The following is a 16,249-nucleotide window of genomic DNA, read 5'->3' as shown; positions in this document are numbered from 1 at the left end:
TTCCGCCTAGATCCCGATGCTCAGGCAAACGCCTGGATCACCCGGGACGCAATTTGTTCCAGTGGCCTGATCTCCACCGCCGCCTGCATGGCCGCGGCCGCCTTCGGCATGCCATACACGGCGCTGGTCGCCTGGTCCTGCGCGATGGTCAGGCATCCGCGTTCGCGCAGCGCCTTCAGGCCGCGCGCGCCGTCCTGCCCCATGCCCGTGAGCAGCACGCCGACCGCCAGGCCGCGCCAGTGCTGCGCCACGCTATGAAAGAAAACGTCGATGGAAGGCCGGTACAGGCTTTCCGTGGGGTTGTCGGTATAACCGAGCGTACCATCGGCCAGCAGCTGCAGATGGTCGTCGGTGCCTGCCAGCAGGATCTGCCCGGGCAGGGGCCGCTCGCCCTCCCGCACCAGCCTGACGGGCAGGGGCACCTGGTCGTTGAGCCAGTCCGCCATGCCGGCCGCGAACGACGCATCCACGTGCTGCACCAGCACGATGCCCGCCGGAAAATCCAGCGGAAGGTCGCGCAGCAGCTGGGCCAGCGTGGCCGGCCCGCCGGCCGACGCGCCTATCACCAGCAGGCGCCGCTCGCCCGGATGCGGCGCCGGCTTGGCCAGGGGACTGAGGGTCGGGCGGCTGCCATAACGGCCGATCAGCCAGCCGATGTTGCGGATCTTGCGCAGCAGCGGCGCCGCCGCGCTGCGCATGTCCGCGGCGCCGACCACCGGCGTATCCACTGCGTCCAGCGCGCCATGGCCCATGGCGTCGAAGACCCGCGGTGTATGGCGCGCCACGTCCGCCGTCACCACGACAATCGCGCAAGGCGTTTCCGCCATGATGCGGCGCGTCGCCTCGACGCCGTCCATGACGGGCATGATGAGATCCATCAGCACCACGTCCGGGCGGTCGCGCGCGCACTGCTCCACGGCCTCCAGGCCATTGGACGCCACCCACGCCACTTCCAGGCCTGGCTCCAGCGCGATCGCCCGTCTCAGGGTCTCGACCGCCATCTGCATATCGTTGACGATCCCGATTCTCACGTCCGCGCCTTTCCGATCAGGTCTTCCACGGCATCGAGCAGCGCATCGTCGTGGAAGCTGCCCTTGGCCAGATAGTAGTCGGCGCCCGCATCCAGCCCGCGCCGCCGGTCCTCTTCCCGGTCCTTATACGACACCACCATTACGGGCAGGCTCTGCAGCTTGGGATCCGCCTTGATCCGGGACACCAGCTCGATGCCGTCCATGCGGGGCATGTCGACGTCGGTCACGACCAGATCAAAGGCCTCGTTGCGCAACATGTTCCAGCCGTCCATGCCGTCCACCGCCACGGCCACGTCGAAGCCCCGGTTGAGCAGCAGCTTGCGCTCCAGTTCGCGCACCGTCAACGAGTCGTCCACGACCAGCACGCGCTTGCGGCGGCGGGCCAGCGTCGCCTCCCCGCCCCCCTCCACCCGCGCCAGGCGTCCGCCCTCGACCAGTTTCTGGACGGACACCAGCATGTCCTCCACGTCCAGGATCAGCAGCGGCGTGCCGTCGTCCATCAGGGAACCCGCCATCACATCCTGCACCTTGCCCAGCCGCGGATCCAGCGGCTGCACCACCAGCGTGCGCTCGCCCACGTAGCGGTCCACGGCGACGCCGTAGAGCCGGTCATGGTCGCCGACCACCACCACGGGCAGCGTGTCCGCGGCCGGCGCGGGCTCGCCCGCGCGCAGGATCTGCCGCGCCGACACCAGCCCGATCTGCCGGCCCATGAAGCGGAAATGCTGATGCCCTTCAAGCTGTTCGATGTCCTGCGCCTGCAGCTGCAGCGCATGCCTGACATAGGCCAGCGGAAACGCGTAGATCTCGCCCTGCACTTCGACCAGCAGGCTGCGCACCACCGACAGCGACAAGGGCATCTCCAGCACGAAGCGCGTGCCCTGGCCGGCCTGCTGGTGGATCCGCACGGCGCCACGCAGCTGCCGCGCCATCGTCTGCACCACGTCCAGCCCCACGCCACGCCCGGAGATCTCGGTGACCTCGTCGCGCGTACTGAAGCCGGACAGGAACAGGAACTCCAGCAACTCGGACTCGGTCAGCCGGGCGGCGGTCTCGGCGTTGGTGAGCTTGCGCTCCACGACTTCGACGCGCAACCGGTCCAGCGATATGCCGCAACCGTCGTCGGCCAGTTCGATCAGCAGCATGCCCGCCGCATGGCGCGCCGACAGCCGGATCAGGCCTTCCGGCGGCTTGCCCGCATCCATCCGGGCCTGGGGCATTTCAATGCCATGGTCCACGGCATTGCGCAGCAGGTGCATGAGCGGGGCATCCAGCTTGTCGAGGATGTCGCGGTCCACCTGCGTGTTCTCGCCTTCGATCTCCAGCCGCACCTGCTTGCCCAGCGAGCGCCCCAGGTCCCGGACCATGCGCGCCATGCCGTTCAGCCCGTCGCCAAAGGGCCGCATCCGGCAGGCCAGCGCGGTGTCGTAGAGGCGCTGCGCCAGATGGCTCATGCGCCAGCCGAACTCATCGACTTCGCTCGCGCGCTGGGTCAATTCCTGCTGGCATTGCGCGACGATCCGCTGCGCGTCGTCCAGCGCCGCCTGCCCGCGCGCGTCCAGCGGCTGCCCGGCCAGCGCGGCGCGCACGCCGTCCAGCGCATGCGCGGCGCCCGCCTGCATGCGCCGCAGCCGCAGCATCGAGGCGCTGAACGGTCCGATCCAATGCGACTCCACCAGCGTCTCGCTGGACAGGCCCAGCAATTTGTTCAGCGTGTCGGCCGTGACGCGCAGCACCCGTTCGCCTTCGCCCAGCCCGCGATCCGAACTGCGCCGCAGCGGAGGCATCGCCGCGGACGCGGCAGCCGGCGCCGGCGCCGGTGTTGCCGCAGGCTCGTCCTCCAGCCGCACGATGGGGGGCAGGAAGTCCGATGGCCGGGGCGCGCGCGGCGGCGGGGCCGGTACCGCGTTGGGCGTGTTGCTCAGGCGCGCCACCAGTTCGTCGATCTCGACATCCAGTTCCGCGCCGGGCGTGGCCACGCGCTGCAGCAGGTCGGCGCCCATCAGCAAGGCGTCGATATCGGTGGCCTGCAGGCGCGCGCGCCCTTCCTGCGCCGCCACCAGACAATCCTCCATGGCGTGCGCAATGCGCACCGCGGGGTGCAGGTCGACGATGCGGGCGGCGCCCTTGAGTGAGTGGGCGGCCCGCATGCAGGCCTCCAGCTGCGGCGCCGAGGTCGGATCGTGTTCCAGCGCCAGCAGGCCGTTGTTCAGCACCTGCACCTGGGTGCGGGTCTCAAGCTGGAACAGCTCCAGCAGCGAGGCGTCGCGCATCTGATCCGGGTTCACGCCAGACTCCGTTCCAAAGCTTGCATCAACAAGGTCTCGTCCAGGACGCCCACGGCGCGGGTGCCGCAGCGGGCCACCCCGCGCGAATACTTGAGGCTGGCGCCTTCCACCGTCGCCGGCAGCGGTTCCAGCGCGTCGAGATCGACGGCATGCATGCCCTCCACCTCGTCCACCGGCAGCACCACCGCCCGTCCCGCGCCGCCAAAAATAAGCATGCGCGCCGTGGCGGGCCGCTCGCGCGCGTCCGGCGCCGCCGCGTCCAGCCCCAGCAGGCGGGACAAGGACACGCATACCGTCAGCGTGCCGCGCACATTGGTCACGCCCAGCACCGCCGGATCACGGCGATGCGGCAGGCTCATGATGCCGCGGGTGCTGGCCACCTCGTCCAGCGTCCGGGTCGGCAGTCCCAGCCATTCGCCGTGCAGCCGGAACACCAGCAGCGAAGACAGGTTGGCGGCCTGATGCACGGCCACGCCGTCGTCGTGCTCTTCCATCCGCGGCGGCAGCCGGTCCAGGATGCGCTTGGCGGCCGCCGAATACACGGGACAGTTGCGGCAATGCACATGTCCGGGCAACTGCTCGCAGCTCTTGTCTCCCTGGATGCCGATGCGGTTCCAGCAATCGTCCACGTCGGACAGCGTCGCCATCGGTTCACTCACGTCGTGCCTCCTGCCGCGCCGCGCGCGCTTGCAGGCGGCGCGCGCCTTCGTGGTCGCCATCGGAAGCGATCAGCGCGGCCAGGTGCAGCAGGGCCTCGCGATGGGTCGGGTCCAGGTACAGCGCCTTGCGGTAGGCGGCCTGCGCCTGCCGCGCATTGCCCGCCGCATCCAGCAGCAGGCCTTGCAGATGCAGCGCCTCGGCGCTGGCGCCGTGGGTCTCGATGTGGACCCGGCACTGCGCCATCGCGTCCTGCACCTTGCCCTGGTCCGCCAGGGCGGCGATGTGGCGCAGCGACGCCTGCGCGGCCTGCCCGGACGCATCGCCTCCTGGCATGGGCGGCGCGTCGGCAATGGCGGCGTGCGGCAACGGCAAGCGGGCCGCGGGCGCCTGCGGGGCCGGGCGCCTGGGCGGAGTCCAGCCGTGCACGATGGGCCGATACGCAGGCGGGGACGCTGGCGCATCCACCGGCGCCGCAGCCGGCCGGGCCCGAAACGCGAACGAACGCGCGATGGGCACGGAGGGCAGACGGCGTCCGGTCAGCAGGCTGGTCTCGGCGGGACCCACGAAGATCACGCCGTCCTCGCGCGTGAAGCGCCGCAGCACCTGCACCGCGCGCTCCTGCGTGGCCATGTCGAAGTAGATGAGCAGATTGCGGCAGAACACGAAGTCGTAGCCGGCGACGCCGGCCAGCAGACCGGGATCGAACAGGTTGCCGGACTGGAACCGGACCCGCTCCCGTACCTGATCGGCCAGCCTATGGCCGTCCGGTGTCTCGGAAAAATGGCGGTCGCGAAACGCCAGGTCATCGCCCCGGAAGGAATTACGGCCATATACGCCGCACTGCGCGAATTGGACCATGCGCACGCTGATGTCCACCGCGTCCACCAGGAAGCGTTGCGCCGGCACGCCGGCATCCAGCAGCGCCATGGCAATGGAATACGGCTCTTCGCCGCTGGAACAGGGCACGCTCAGCACCCGCAACACCCGGTGTTCGGAGCCCGCGGCGAACAGGCGCTCGCGCGCCAGTTCCGCCATGGCGGCCTGCGATTCGGGATACCGGAAGAACCAGGTCTCCGGCACGATCACGGCCTCGATCAGCTGCTGCATTTCCACGGGCGAGGCCTGCACCCGCATCAGGTAATCCTGCTCGTCGTCCACGCCGGCCGCATGCATGCGGTGGCGGACGGCGCGCTCGACGGCGGCCTGGCCGATGGAGCCGCTGTCCAGCCCCATCTTGCGCTTGAGCAAGCCGCTGAATTGGTCGATGAGCCGGCTCATGGCCGCAGCCCGCCCGCCGCGGCGGACGCATCCGGAAACAGCAGCGCCCGCGCATGCGGCGGCAGCAGGTCATCGACCTTGACGGCCTGCACCATGCCGTGCGCATCGCTCAGGACCGGCCCGAGATATCGGGCATCGGGATTGTCCAGCGCATGGGGCTGGAACGCGGCCGGATCGTAGTGGACGGTTTCGGTGGCCTGCTCCAGGATCAGGCCGAGCATGCGTTCGCCCGCCCGCGGATCGCCCCGGTAGCGCACCAGCGCCAGCCGCGTGCTGGTCACGGCCGCCGCGGCGCCTGCGCCGGCCAGCGCGCTCATGTCGATGACCGGCACGGCCTCGCCGCGCCGCCCCATCATGCCCGCCACCCAGGGCGGCGCGGCGGGCACCTGCTTGAATACGCGCAGGCCCAGCACTTCGACGATGTCCCCGGCATCCAGCGCATAGCGGTCGGCGCCGATGCGGAAAAGCAGGTACAGCCGGCGTCCGGCGCCCGCGGTGGCCGCGGCCAAAGGCGCGCAAGCGGCAGGGTCTGTCATGACGGCCGTCACACCTTGAAGCGCGACACGCCGCTGCGCAGGTCGTTGGCCACCAGCGTCAGCTCCTCGATGGCCAGGCTGGATTGCCGCAAGGATTCCACGGTCTGCTGCGCCGCGTCGCTCAGCTGCTGCAGGGCCTGGTTGATCTGCTCGGCGCCCGTCGCCTGCGCCTGCATGCCTTCGTTGACCATCTGCACGCGGGGCGCCAACGTCTGCACCTGCTGGATGATCTGCGAGAGCTGGTCGCCCACTTGCTGCATGTCGGTCATGCCGCGCCGCACTTCTTCCGAAAACTTGTCCATGCCCATCACGCCCGCCGACACGGACGACTGGATCTCGCGCACCATCTGCTCGATGTCGTAGGTGGCTACCGCCGTCTGGTCGGCCAGGCGGCGGATCTCGGTGGCCACCACCACGAAGCCCCGGCCATATTCGCCGGCCTTCTCGGCCTCGATGGCCGCGTTCAGCGACAGCAGGTTGGTCTGGTCGGCCACCTTTGTGATCGTGGTGACGACCTGCGTGATATTGCCCGCCTTCTCGTTCAGGATGGCCAGCTTGGCGTTGACCGAACCGGCCGCGCCCACCACGTTGCGCATGGTGTCTTCCATGCGCGCCAGGCCCACCTGCCCGCTGCCCGCCAGCGAAGCGGTCTGCTCCGCGGCGCCGGAGACTTCCGTCATGGTGCGCACCAGTTCGCGCGAAGTCGCCGAGATCTCGCGCGAGGTGGCGCCGATCTCGGTCGTCGTGGCGGCGACTTCGGACGCCGTCGCCTGCTGCTGCTTGGACGTGGCCGCGATCTCGGTCACCGAGGTCGCCACCTGCACGGCCGAACGCTGCGTCTTGCCGACCAGCCCGGTCAGTTCGTCCACCATGCCGTTGAACCCCACTTCGATGGCGTTGAACTCATCTTTGCGCGCAAGCTTCAGCCGGCGGGTCAGGTCGCCCCCGCCCGTGGATTCCAAGGTGTGCACGATGGCCCGCATCGGGTTGGCGATGGCGCGCATCAGCAGCACGCCGCAGATGATGGCCGCGGCGATGGCCAGCGCCAGGGACACCAGCATGCCGGTTTCGGCCGATCTCACGGTCTGCTGGATGCTGACCGCCGCATCGTCGGCCTGCTTCTTGTTTTCGGCCACCATCCTGGCCAGGATGTCCCGGCCCCGGTAGAACGAGGGCCGCAGGTCGGCCTTGATGCGCGTCTGCGCGCGCACCGGATCCGCCTGCATGGCGGGCGACAGGATGTCGGCGCGGATCCGCTTGTAGTCCTGCAATTCCTTCTGGAACTCCTCGAACATCTGCCGATCGTCCTGGCGGGCGATGGTCGGGCGGTACAGGTCGATGTGCTCTTCCAGCAACTGATCGTTCCTGGGCAGCGCCTCCAGCACCAGGCGGCGCTGCTGGTCGTTGTCGGTATTGAACGCGTCCTGCACCACGACGAAGCCGGCGAACCATGCCGCCCGGATCGACGTGCTGTAGTAGATCCCGGGCACGGCGTCGGTGTTGATCATCTTGACTTCCGCCTCGATCTGCAGAAGCCGCCGGTAGTCCACCGCCACCATCAGCGCCATGATGGCCAGAACGACCAGGAAGCTGGCCAGGATGCGCTGGCGGAGCGTCAGATTCTTCATGCCGGGAGACCCTTTTGGTGTATCAACTCGTCTACGCCCGACCGGGCGCCCCTGGATTCTTGCCGCGCTGGCTGGCCCGCAACCGGCGGCTTCTTGTCGGGATGTGGGAAATTTCGACAATTATTACAAAGCTGGCGACCATCAGCCATGAAAAATGCGGGATATCCCGAAAACATGGCCGGTTCGTCGGGAAAAAGCAAAGCCCTCTTACAAGGGCTTGTGCTTTATTGTGACCTTACGTACGAAAACCGCCTTCAGGCATTTTGCTCCCAGAGCGCCTGGGGCGGCCGCTCCTGCACCCAGTCGCGCGCCTGTTCGTAGGCGTGGGCCAGCCGCAGCACGGCCAGGTCGCCGCGGGGCGGTCCGACGAGTTGCATGCCCATCGGCAGACCGGCGGCATTGAATCCCACCGGCACGCTGATCACCGGGCAGCCGGCCAGCGTCCATGGCGTCACGGTCTCCATCCAGCGGTGGTAGGTGTCCATGGGCCGTCCGGCGATCTCCTTGGGCCAGTCCAGCGCCGCATCGAAGGGGAACACCTGCGCCGACGGCACGGCCAGATAGTCCACGTCCTCGAACATGCGCAGGACGGTCTGGTACCAGGCGCTGCGTTCCTCGGTCGCCTGGTAGACCTGCCGCGCCGTCATGCCGTCCAGCCCCTCGACCTCCCAGATCAGCGCCGGCTTGACCAGCTTGCGCGTCTCGGGGTTCTGGACCAGCGCGTGGAATTGCCCGCCCACCATCAGATGCCGGTGCGCCAGCCAGATGCGCCAGAGGCGGTCGCCCGCGAACGGGACCTGGTAGTCCACGACCTGGCACCCCGCTGTTCCGAGGTCGCCCAAGGCCTGCACGCACAAGTCCAGGATGCCCGGCTCCATCGGCAGGTAGCCGTCCCAGTCGCCCAGCCAGCCCACGCGCTTGCCTGCGAGGTCGGCGTCCAGCGGCTGCGCGAACTGCGCGGGGTCGTCCGTCAGCGACAAGGGCGCGCGCGGGTCATGGCCCGCCATCACCGACAGCATCAGGGCAAGGTCGCGCGGGGTGCGCCCCATGGGCCCTTCATAGGACAGCTGCTTCAGGAACACCTCGGGCGCGGGGCCGGGCGGCACCCGGCCCGCCGAGGGGCGCATGCCATAGACGTTGCAGAAGGCCGCCGGATTACGCAGCGATCCGCCGAAATCGCTGCCGTCGGCCACCGGCAGCATGCGGGCGGCCAGCGCCGCGGCCGCGCCGCCGCTGCTGCCGCCAGCGGTCTTGGCGGCATCGTAGGGATTGCCGGTGGTGCCGTAGACCTTGTTGTAGGTGTGCGAGCCCAGGCCGAACTCCGGCACATTGCTGCGGCCGATGAAGATCGCGCCCGACGCGCGCATGCGTTCGACCATGATCGAATCATGCGGCGTCATCAGGTCCTTGTAGACCAGCGATCCCATGGAAGTGACCATGCCGCGCACCGCCGTCAGGTCCTTGGGCGCCTGCGGCATGCCATGCAGCCAGCCCAGCCACTGGCCCGCCGCCAGCTGGGCGTCGCGCTCGTCCGCCTCGCGCAGCAGTTCCGCGCTGTCGCGGCGCGCGACGATGGCGTTCAGCTTGGGATTGACCTGATCGATATGCGCCAGGTAGGCCTGCATCACCTCGCGGCAGGACACGCGGCGGCTGCGGATCGCGTCCGACAGCGCGTGCGCGGACATGGCAACGATCTCGTTCAGCGGGGCGGCGGTGGGCATGCTTGTCTCCTGTGGCGCGCCGCGGGACGGCCGGGCGCATATTGTCGTCGTGCGCGGCGCGGCGGCCAGCCGCCCGCGCAAGCCGACAATATTACGCAATTCGGCAATGGCGCGGTCAGGGGAACAGATGCTGCGCCAGATGGTCGATGAAGACGCGCAGCTTGGGCGACGCATGGCGGCTGGCCGGCCACAGCGCCCACATCGTGCCGTTGCCGCGCGTGCGATCCTCCATCACGGCCTGCAAGCGGCCGGCGGCCAGTTCCTTCCTGATCGTGAAGTCCGGCAGGCACACGATGCCCTGCCCGCCCAGCGCCAGGAATATCCGCATTTCGACGCTGTTGCAGACCAGGGTCAGCGGCAGCTCCGGCGCCTGCGCATCGGGCCCCAGCTTCAGCGGCCATTTTTCCAGCCGGCCGGTGCTGGGATAGCGGTAGTGCAGGCAGGCGTGCTGGCGCAGGTCGCTGGCGCGCCTGGGGACGCCATGCTGGCGCAGATAGCCGGGCGAGGCCGCCAGGATGCGGCGAAACCCACCCAGGCGACGGCGCTTCAGGCCGGAATCGTCCATCTCGCCGGTGCGCACCACGGCATCGAAGCCCTCGCTGATCACATCGACCATGCGGTCGGTGAAGTCCAGGTCCAGTTCCACCTCGGGATACTGGCGCATGAAGCCGGCGATGGCCTCCTCGAACAGGCCGCTGTAGCGCGGCAGGCTCACCCGCAGCTTGCCTTGCGGCGCATCCGTGGCTTCGGACAGCTCCAGCTCGGCGGCCTCGACCTCGCAGAGAATGCGCCGGCAGCGCTCCAGGAACTTCTCGCCTTCCGGCGTCAAGGCGATATGCCGCGTGCTGCGGTGAAACAGCCGCACCTTCAAGCGCTCTTCCATGCGCGCCACGCTCTTGCCCACGGCCGACGGCGACACGCCCAGCACACGGCCGGCTTCGGAAAAACTGCGCGTCTCGGCCACCAGCACGAACACGCTGATTCCGCTCAGGCTGTCCATCGGGCCACTCTCCTTCTTTGCGGACAAAAATGTCCGGAATATTCGGAATCCTAGCCTGTTTTTCTTTTATCGGCGGCCACCTATGCTTCGGCTCATGCAAATCCCCGCCCCCCCTCCCCACCCCCGCCGCTGGCTGCAGTTGCTGTCCGCGAGCCTGACCGCGCTGCTGATTCCCTTGTGCTTCACCGGCCCCGCCGTCGTCCTGCCGTCCATCAGCCACGCGCTGGGCGGCACCCCGGTGGAACTGAACTGGATCCTCAACGGCTACATCCTGGCCTACGGCAGCGTCATCATGGTGTCCGGCAGCCTGACGGACCTGTACGGGCCGCGCCGCGTATGGCTGGCGGGCCTGGCCTGGTTCTGCGCCGCCACCTTCCTGATTCCCCTCATGCCCGCCACGGCCTGGATCGACTTCCTGCGGCTGATGCAAGGCATGGGCGGGGCCGCCGCCTTCGCCGCGGCCATGTCCTCGCTGGCGCCGCTGTTCCACGGCGTGGCGCGCACCCGCGCCTTCAGCCTGCTGGGCACCACCTTCGGCATCGGCCTGTCGTTCGGCCCCCTGGCCTCGGGCTGGATGGTGCAGGCCGCCGGCTGGGAGTGGGTGTTCCTCGCCACCGGATTCGTGGGCGTGGCCGGCGGCATCCTGGTGGCCATCAGCGTGCGTCCCACGCGCGGCGCCGCGCAGGGCCGCCTGGACTGGCCTGGCGCCATCAGCTTCACGGGCGCGCTCGGCCTGTGCACCTACGGCATGCTGCTGGCGCCCGAGGCCGGTTGGACCGACAGCCACGTGCTCGGCGCCCTGCTCGCATCGGTCCTGCTCGCTGTCCTGTTTGTCCGCGTGGAGCGGCGCGTTGCCCGGCCCATGCTGGACCTGCGCCTGTTCCACGACCCGCGCTTTGTCGGCGTGCAGGTACTGGCCGCCTCGCCCGCCTTCCTGTTCATAGTGCTGATCGCGATGCTGCCGGGCCGCTTCATCGGCATCGACGGGTACACCGCGCTTGAAGCCGGACAGCTGATGACAGGACTGGCCGCGCCGCTGCTGGTCGTGCCTTTCCTGGCCGCGCTGCTGACCCGCTGGTGCAACCCGGGGCTGCTGTCCGCCGCGGGGTTGCTGGCGGTTGCCGCCGGCCTGGCGTGGCTGGCCAATGTGCTGACGACCGGCGCCACCGGCCTGTGGCTGCCCATGAGCCTGATCGGTATCGGCATCGGCGTGCCGTGGGGCCTGATGGACGCCATGGCCGTCAGCGTCGTCGACCCGCGCAATGTCGGCATGGCCACGGGCATCTTCAACACGGTGCGCGTATCGGCCGACGGGATCGCCATCGCGGTGGTCAGCGCCCTGCTGGCCCTGCTGATCCAGATGCAGTTGACGGCAGCCCTGGGCGGCGCGGCGGACGGCCAGACCATCCTGCTGGCCGCCAACCGCGGCGCGCTGGGCCAGCTGGCCGAAGCCTCCAGCCTGCTGCCAGGCACGGCCGACCTGCTGCGGCACAGCTATGACGCGGCTTTTCGCAAGGTGCTGTATGCGCTGGCGGGCATTGCGGTGCTGACGGCGCTGGCCATCTATGCGCTGCTGGGCCGTCCTCGCCGCCAGGCCGGCGCGCGGGAACAGGCGCCAGCGTAAATTCCATCGGCGCGCTTGAGCCAGATCAAACCGCCGGCGCCCGCACCCGTCCTAACATCGCCTCCTGCCCCCCGCCCGGAGACGATCTTGACCTCAACCGCCGACCTCTGCACCGAAGCCGAAATCCAGGACATGGTGCATGCCTTCTATGGCAAGGCCCGCGCCGACGAGGCGCTGGGCCCCATCTTCAACGGCATGATCCACGATTGGGACGAGCACCTGGCCACGCTGTCGGACTTCTGGTCCGCGGTGCTGCTGGGCACCCGGCGCTTCTCGGGCATGCCCATGCCCAAGCATGCCGCCATGCCCGACCTGAAGGCCGAACTCTTCGAGCGCTGGCTGGTGTTGTTCGGGGAGACCGCCGACGCCCTGCCCAACCGCGCGCTGGGCGACGCCGCCCGCGAAATGGCCAAGCGCATGGCGCGCAGTCTCTGGTATGGCTACCAGCTCAGCCGCGATCCCAGCCAACCCCTGACGGAACTGCGGCCCGCGTAGGCGCGCGCCGGCTCAGTCGACCCGCCACCAGCCGGGCAGCAGGCCGCGCACCTTGGCGCGGCGGTAGCGGTCGTCGATCAGGTGCACCGTGCCCACGTCCTGTTCGGTGCGGATGACGCGGCCCGCCGCCTGCACCACCTTCTGCAGGCCGGGGTACAGGTAGGTGTAGTCGTAGCCGTTTTCCTCGCCATAGCGCAGGTCCATGGCGCGTTTCATGTTTTCGTTCACGGGATTCACCTGCGGCAAGCCCAGAGTGGCGATGAAGGCGCCGATCAGCCGCCTGCCCGGCAGGTCCACCCCTTCGGAGAACGCGCCGCCCAGCACCGCGAACCCCACGCCCTGGCCCGCTTCCGTAAAGCGCGCCAGGAAGGCTGCGCGGCCCGGTTCGTCCATGCGCGGCGTCTGCAGCCAGATCGGCACCTGCGGATGGCGCTGGCGCATCAGGTCGGCCACCCGCTGCAGGTAGTCGAAGCTGCTGAGAAAGCCCAGGTAGTTGCCGGGGCGCTCGGCATACTGCCGCGCGATCAGGTCCACGATGGGCGCCAGCGAGCGCTCGCGGTCGCGATAGCGCGTGGAAACGTTGCCCACCACCCGCACCGCCAGCTGCTCGGCCTGGAACGGCGCGGCCACATCGATCCAGGGCGTGTCCTTGGGCAGTCCCAGCGTGTCGCGATAGAACTGCTGCGGGCTCAGCGTGCCCGAAAACAGCACGGTGGCGTGCGCCCCCGCATAGCGCGCCGCCAGATATTGCGCGGGAATCACGTTGCGCACGCACAAGGTCGAAGGCGGCGTCTTGGCGCTGGCGACGCCGGCCTCGCTCAGCGTCACGTCGAACAGCGCGTGCGGGCCGAACTGCTCGGCCAGCCGCATGAAATGCAGCGCCTCGAAGTAAAAGCCCAGCAAGGGATCGTCCTGCGGCAGCGGCGACTGGCCCATGTATTCGGTGATGGCCGCAACCGCCTTCTGCACCGCCGCCAACACGCCCGCCGGCGCGGCCTCGTAGGCCTGGTAGCGCTCGGCCTGCTTCTTGTTCAGCGCGTTCCATGAGCGCTGCAGGCCGTCCAGCGGCTTCTTCAGGGCCTTGGGCGCCGCATGGCGCGCCGCCGTCAAGCCGTTCTGGTCCAGTTCGCCGGTGTACATGCGGCGCGCGCGGTCCACCAGGTTGTGGGCCTCGTCGACCAGCACCGCCACCTTCCATTGGTGCGCCTGCGTCAGCGCGTGGAGCATCGCGGTCGAGTCGTAGTAGTAGTTGTAGTCGCCCACCACCACGTCGCTCCAGCGGATCAGCTCCTGCGACAGGTAGTACGGGCACACCTGGTGCTCGCGCGCCGTGGCGCGCACCGTCGGGGCATCCAGCCGCGACTGTTCCAGCGCCGCCGCGCGGGCTTGCGGCAGGCGGTCGTAGAAGCCCCGCGCCAGGGGGCAGGAATCCCCGTGGCACGCCAGGTCGGGATGCTCGCAGGTCTTGTCGCGGGCCTGCAGGTCCAGCACCCGCAGCCCGGGCGCGGCGGGCTGCGCATTGACGGTGTCCAGTGCCTCCACGGCCAGCCCGCGTCCGGAACCCTTGGCCGCCAGGAAGAAGATCTTGTCCAGGCCCGTGCCCGGACTGGCCTTGAGCAGCGGGAAGATCGTACCCAGCGTCTTGCCGATGCCGGTGGGCGCCTGCGCCATCAGGCAGTGGCCGTCGCGCGCCGCGCGGTAGACGGCCACCGCCAGGTCGCGCTGTCCGGCGCGGAACTCCCCGTGCGGAAACGCCAGCTTGTCCAGCGCCGCGTCGCGCGCCTGCCGGTGCGCGAGCTCGGTCTTGGCCCAGGCCAGGAACCGCCCGCATTGCTCCTGGAAGAAGACGGCCAGGTCGGCGGCCTCGTGCGTCTCGACCAGCACGGTCTCTTCTTCGGTGGCCACGTTGAAGTACACCAGCGCCACCCGCAAGCGTTCCAGCCCGCGCGACTGGCACAGCAGATGGCCGTACACCCGTGCCTGCGCCCGATGCACCACACGATGGTTCGCGCGCACGCTGTCGAACTGCCCGCGATAGGTCTTCACCTCTTCGAGCTGGTTGGCCACGGGGTCATAGCCGTCGGCGCGGCCGCGCACCAGCAGGGTCTCGAAGCTGCCGGACAGCGGCACTTCGGTTTCGTAGTCCGGCCCGCGCCGGCCCGTCACCACGGAGTGACCCGCCATGCCTTCCAGGCCGGTAGGCGCCGGCGTGAAGCGCAGATCCAGGTCACCCGCCCGGGCCGTGAATTCGCACAGCGCGCGTACCGCCACCGCGTAGCTCATGCCGCGCCCTCGAGCCAGCTGACGTGGCACACCCGCACCGGCATGCCATGAGACACGCAGTACTGCAGCCAGCGGATCTGGTTGTCCTGCAGTTTGTCGCCCGGCCCCTTCACTTCGATCAATTCGTAGCGGCGCTCTGCCGGCCAGAACCGGATCAGGTCCGGCAGGCCGGAACGGTTGACCTTGACGTCGCGCAGCAACCGCGCGAAGTACAGCTTCAGATGCGCGGCGGGCAGGCAGTCCAGCGCCTGGCTCAGCAGCGCTTCGGACAAGGCGCCCCAGAATACGAACGGAGACTGCACCCCGGCCTTGTCGGCATAGCGCCGCAGGATGATGTCGCGGTAAGCCGGCGTGTCCAGCTGCGCCAGGCAGTCCTCGAACTGCGCCTGGCGCCGCGCGTGGAAGTCCGGCGCGTCCAGGTCGGCGGGGCCGCGCTGGAACGGGTGGAAGAAGGCGCCCGGCAAGGGCGCGAAGATCGCGGGCCAGCACAACAGGCCGAACAGGGAATTGATGAGCGCGTTCTCCACGTAATGGACCGGGACCTCGTCGTGATGCAGGTGGTCGCGCGCGACATACTCCACGGCCGACGGCTGGACCGGCCGCGGCAGCGCCAGGTCCGTGCGCAGCAAGGCGGGGGCTCCAGCCCGCGCGGCCGCCGCCAGGCCCAGGCCGCGCCGCAGGCGCGGCATCATGCGCGCAAGGCGCTGGCTTTCTTCCTCGCTTTCCGGGGCCTCCTGGGCCTGCAGGGCCAGCGCCATCGCGTCTTCAAATCGCTGCATCCGCTCGTACACGCGGATACGGCGGTGCCTGGCGCCCGCGTAGGCGCAGCCGGCGTACACCCGCTGCGCGGCTTCCCAGTCCCGAGCCCGTTCGCAGGCCTGCCCGATACGCAGCAGCACTTTGGCGCGGCGCTTCTCCAGCCAGGCGTTATCGCTGGCGCAGTCCCGCAACGCCTGCAGCAAGGCGTCTACCGCCGCGCCTTCCTCCAGCGCCTGCCGGCAGGCATGCAGCGCCAGATAGCAGTCCACATCCGCGCGCGTCTGGAATGCCCGCGAAGCAGCGTCGAACGGCACGGACTCGTACTGGAACACGCCCAGGTCGGCCAGCACGAACTCCGACCAGTCCTGGTGCAGGTTGCCGAAGAACATCAGGCGCAGGCGCTCGCAACGTTCCCCGACCATCACGCGCCAGACGGCTTCGTCCGCGTCCGGGTTCCAGCCGCGGTAGGGCCGGGCGACAGGCAATCCGGCGCGCAAAGCCTCGAGCATGTCGGCCTTGCGCGCGGCGGACCGGAGCGGCGCGCCGGCGAACAAACGGGTCAATTCGGGCTTGGTGTGCAAGGCGAACAGTTCGTCCAGCGTCATGGGCGCCTGCGCATCCAGCCAGCCCAGGGCCTCCAGCGGCTCGGCGGCGGCCTCGGCGCTGGCGATTTCCTCATACACCAGCCGGCTGGCCCGGAACCACGGCCCGCGGCGCATCAGCATGCGTACCATCAAGGCCTGCGACGCCTGCGGCAAGGCGTCGAAATCCGCCAGGAAGCGGTGTTCGTCCTGGTCCAGCAGGTCGGCGTAGCGGTCACGGACCCACGCCAGCGCGCGCTGGAAATTGTGCAGATAGTAGTAGCGGTGCGGGGGGAACATCGGCGGGGCCCGATAACTGGGTATTTATCCAGTAATAATAGCAGGCCGCCCACCGCGGTGTCCGC

12 protein-coding genes are annotated in these 16,249 nt (G+C 69.2%); 2 read left to right on the top strand and 10 right to left on the bottom strand.

Annotated elements, in window-relative coordinates:
* Positions 1-20: 20 nt before the first annotated feature.
* From HLG70_RS04795 to HLG70_RS04760, 8 genes are all read right to left on the bottom strand, one after another.
* The gene (locus HLG70_RS04795; protein ID WP_171663700.1) at positions 21-1,031 is read right to left on the bottom strand and encodes a chemotaxis response regulator protein-glutamate methylesterase; all 1,011 of its coding nucleotides are present in this window, start codon (positions 1,029-1,031) and stop codon (positions 21-23) included.
* Positions 1,028-3,319 (bottom strand): hybrid sensor histidine kinase/response regulator, encoded by a 2,292-nt coding sequence (locus HLG70_RS04790; protein ID WP_171663701.1) that lies wholly within the window; start codon positions 3,317-3,319, stop codon positions 1,028-1,030. The genes HLG70_RS04795 and HLG70_RS04790 overlap by 4 nt, the downstream gene beginning before the upstream one ends.
* Positions 3,316-3,966, bottom strand: a complete 651-nt coding sequence (locus HLG70_RS04785) for a chemotaxis protein CheW (protein ID WP_171663982.1) — start codon at positions 3,964-3,966, stop codon at positions 3,316-3,318. Before HLG70_RS04785 ends, HLG70_RS04790 begins: the two co-directional genes overlap by 4 nt.
* Before the next feature lie 4 nt (positions 3,967-3,970).
* Entirely contained in the window at positions 3,971-5,257 is a 1,287-nt protein-coding gene (locus HLG70_RS04780; RefSeq protein WP_171663702.1) for a CheR family methyltransferase, read from the bottom strand.
* A complete protein-coding gene (locus tag HLG70_RS04775) occupies positions 5,254-5,793 on the bottom strand; it encodes a chemotaxis protein CheW (protein ID WP_171663703.1) in 540 nt (179 codons plus the stop codon). The genes HLG70_RS04780 and HLG70_RS04775 overlap by 4 nt, the downstream gene beginning before the upstream one ends.
* Positions 5,794-5,801: 8 nt before the next feature.
* Positions 5,802-7,421, bottom strand: a complete 1,620-nt coding sequence (locus HLG70_RS04770) for a methyl-accepting chemotaxis protein (RefSeq protein ID WP_171663704.1) — start codon at positions 7,419-7,421, stop codon at positions 5,802-5,804.
* A gap of 254 nt (positions 7,422-7,675) precedes the next feature.
* Complete coding sequence (locus tag HLG70_RS04765) at positions 7,676-9,142, bottom strand: amidase (protein ID WP_171663705.1); 1,467 nt, start codon at positions 9,140-9,142, stop codon at positions 7,676-7,678.
* A gap of 115 nt (positions 9,143-9,257) precedes the next feature.
* A complete protein-coding gene (locus HLG70_RS04760; RefSeq protein WP_171663706.1) occupies positions 9,258-10,142 on the bottom strand; it encodes a LysR family transcriptional regulator in 885 nt (294 codons plus the stop codon).
* A 94-nt stretch (positions 10,143-10,236) separates the two neighbouring features.
* Between HLG70_RS04760 and HLG70_RS04755 the strand changes: the two genes are divergently transcribed.
* Both HLG70_RS04755 and HLG70_RS04750 read left to right on the top strand, forming a co-directional pair.
* Entirely contained in the window at positions 10,237-11,766 is a 1,530-nt protein-coding gene (locus HLG70_RS04755; protein WP_171663707.1) for an MFS transporter, read from the top strand.
* A gap of 132 nt (positions 11,767-11,898) precedes the next feature.
* Positions 11,899-12,261, top strand: coding sequence for a group III truncated hemoglobin (locus HLG70_RS04750; RefSeq protein WP_171663983.1), 363 nt, complete (start codon positions 11,899-11,901; stop codon positions 12,259-12,261).
* Positions 12,262-12,273: 12 nt separating this feature from the next.
* Here HLG70_RS04750 and HLG70_RS04745 read toward each other — a convergent pair whose 3' ends face one another.
* Both HLG70_RS04745 and HLG70_RS04740 read right to left on the bottom strand, forming a co-directional pair.
* Entirely contained in the window at positions 12,274-14,544 is a 2,271-nt protein-coding gene (locus HLG70_RS04745; RefSeq protein ID WP_171663708.1) for an ATP-dependent DNA helicase, read from the bottom strand.
* On the bottom strand, positions 14,541-16,184 hold the full coding sequence (locus HLG70_RS04740; RefSeq protein ID WP_171663709.1) for a VRR-NUC domain-containing protein: 1,644 nt from the start codon (positions 16,182-16,184) through the stop codon (positions 14,541-14,543). The genes HLG70_RS04745 and HLG70_RS04740 overlap by 4 nt, the downstream gene beginning before the upstream one ends.
* Positions 16,185-16,249 lie beyond the last annotated feature (65 nt).

The organism is Achromobacter deleyi (assembly GCF_013116765.2).
Classification (GTDB): Bacteria; Pseudomonadota; Gammaproteobacteria; order Burkholderiales; family Burkholderiaceae_B; genus Achromobacter; species Achromobacter deleyi_A.
The sequence above is the reverse complement of the archived record's forward strand: the minus strand, read 5'-3'. Positions and strand labels throughout refer to the sequence as shown.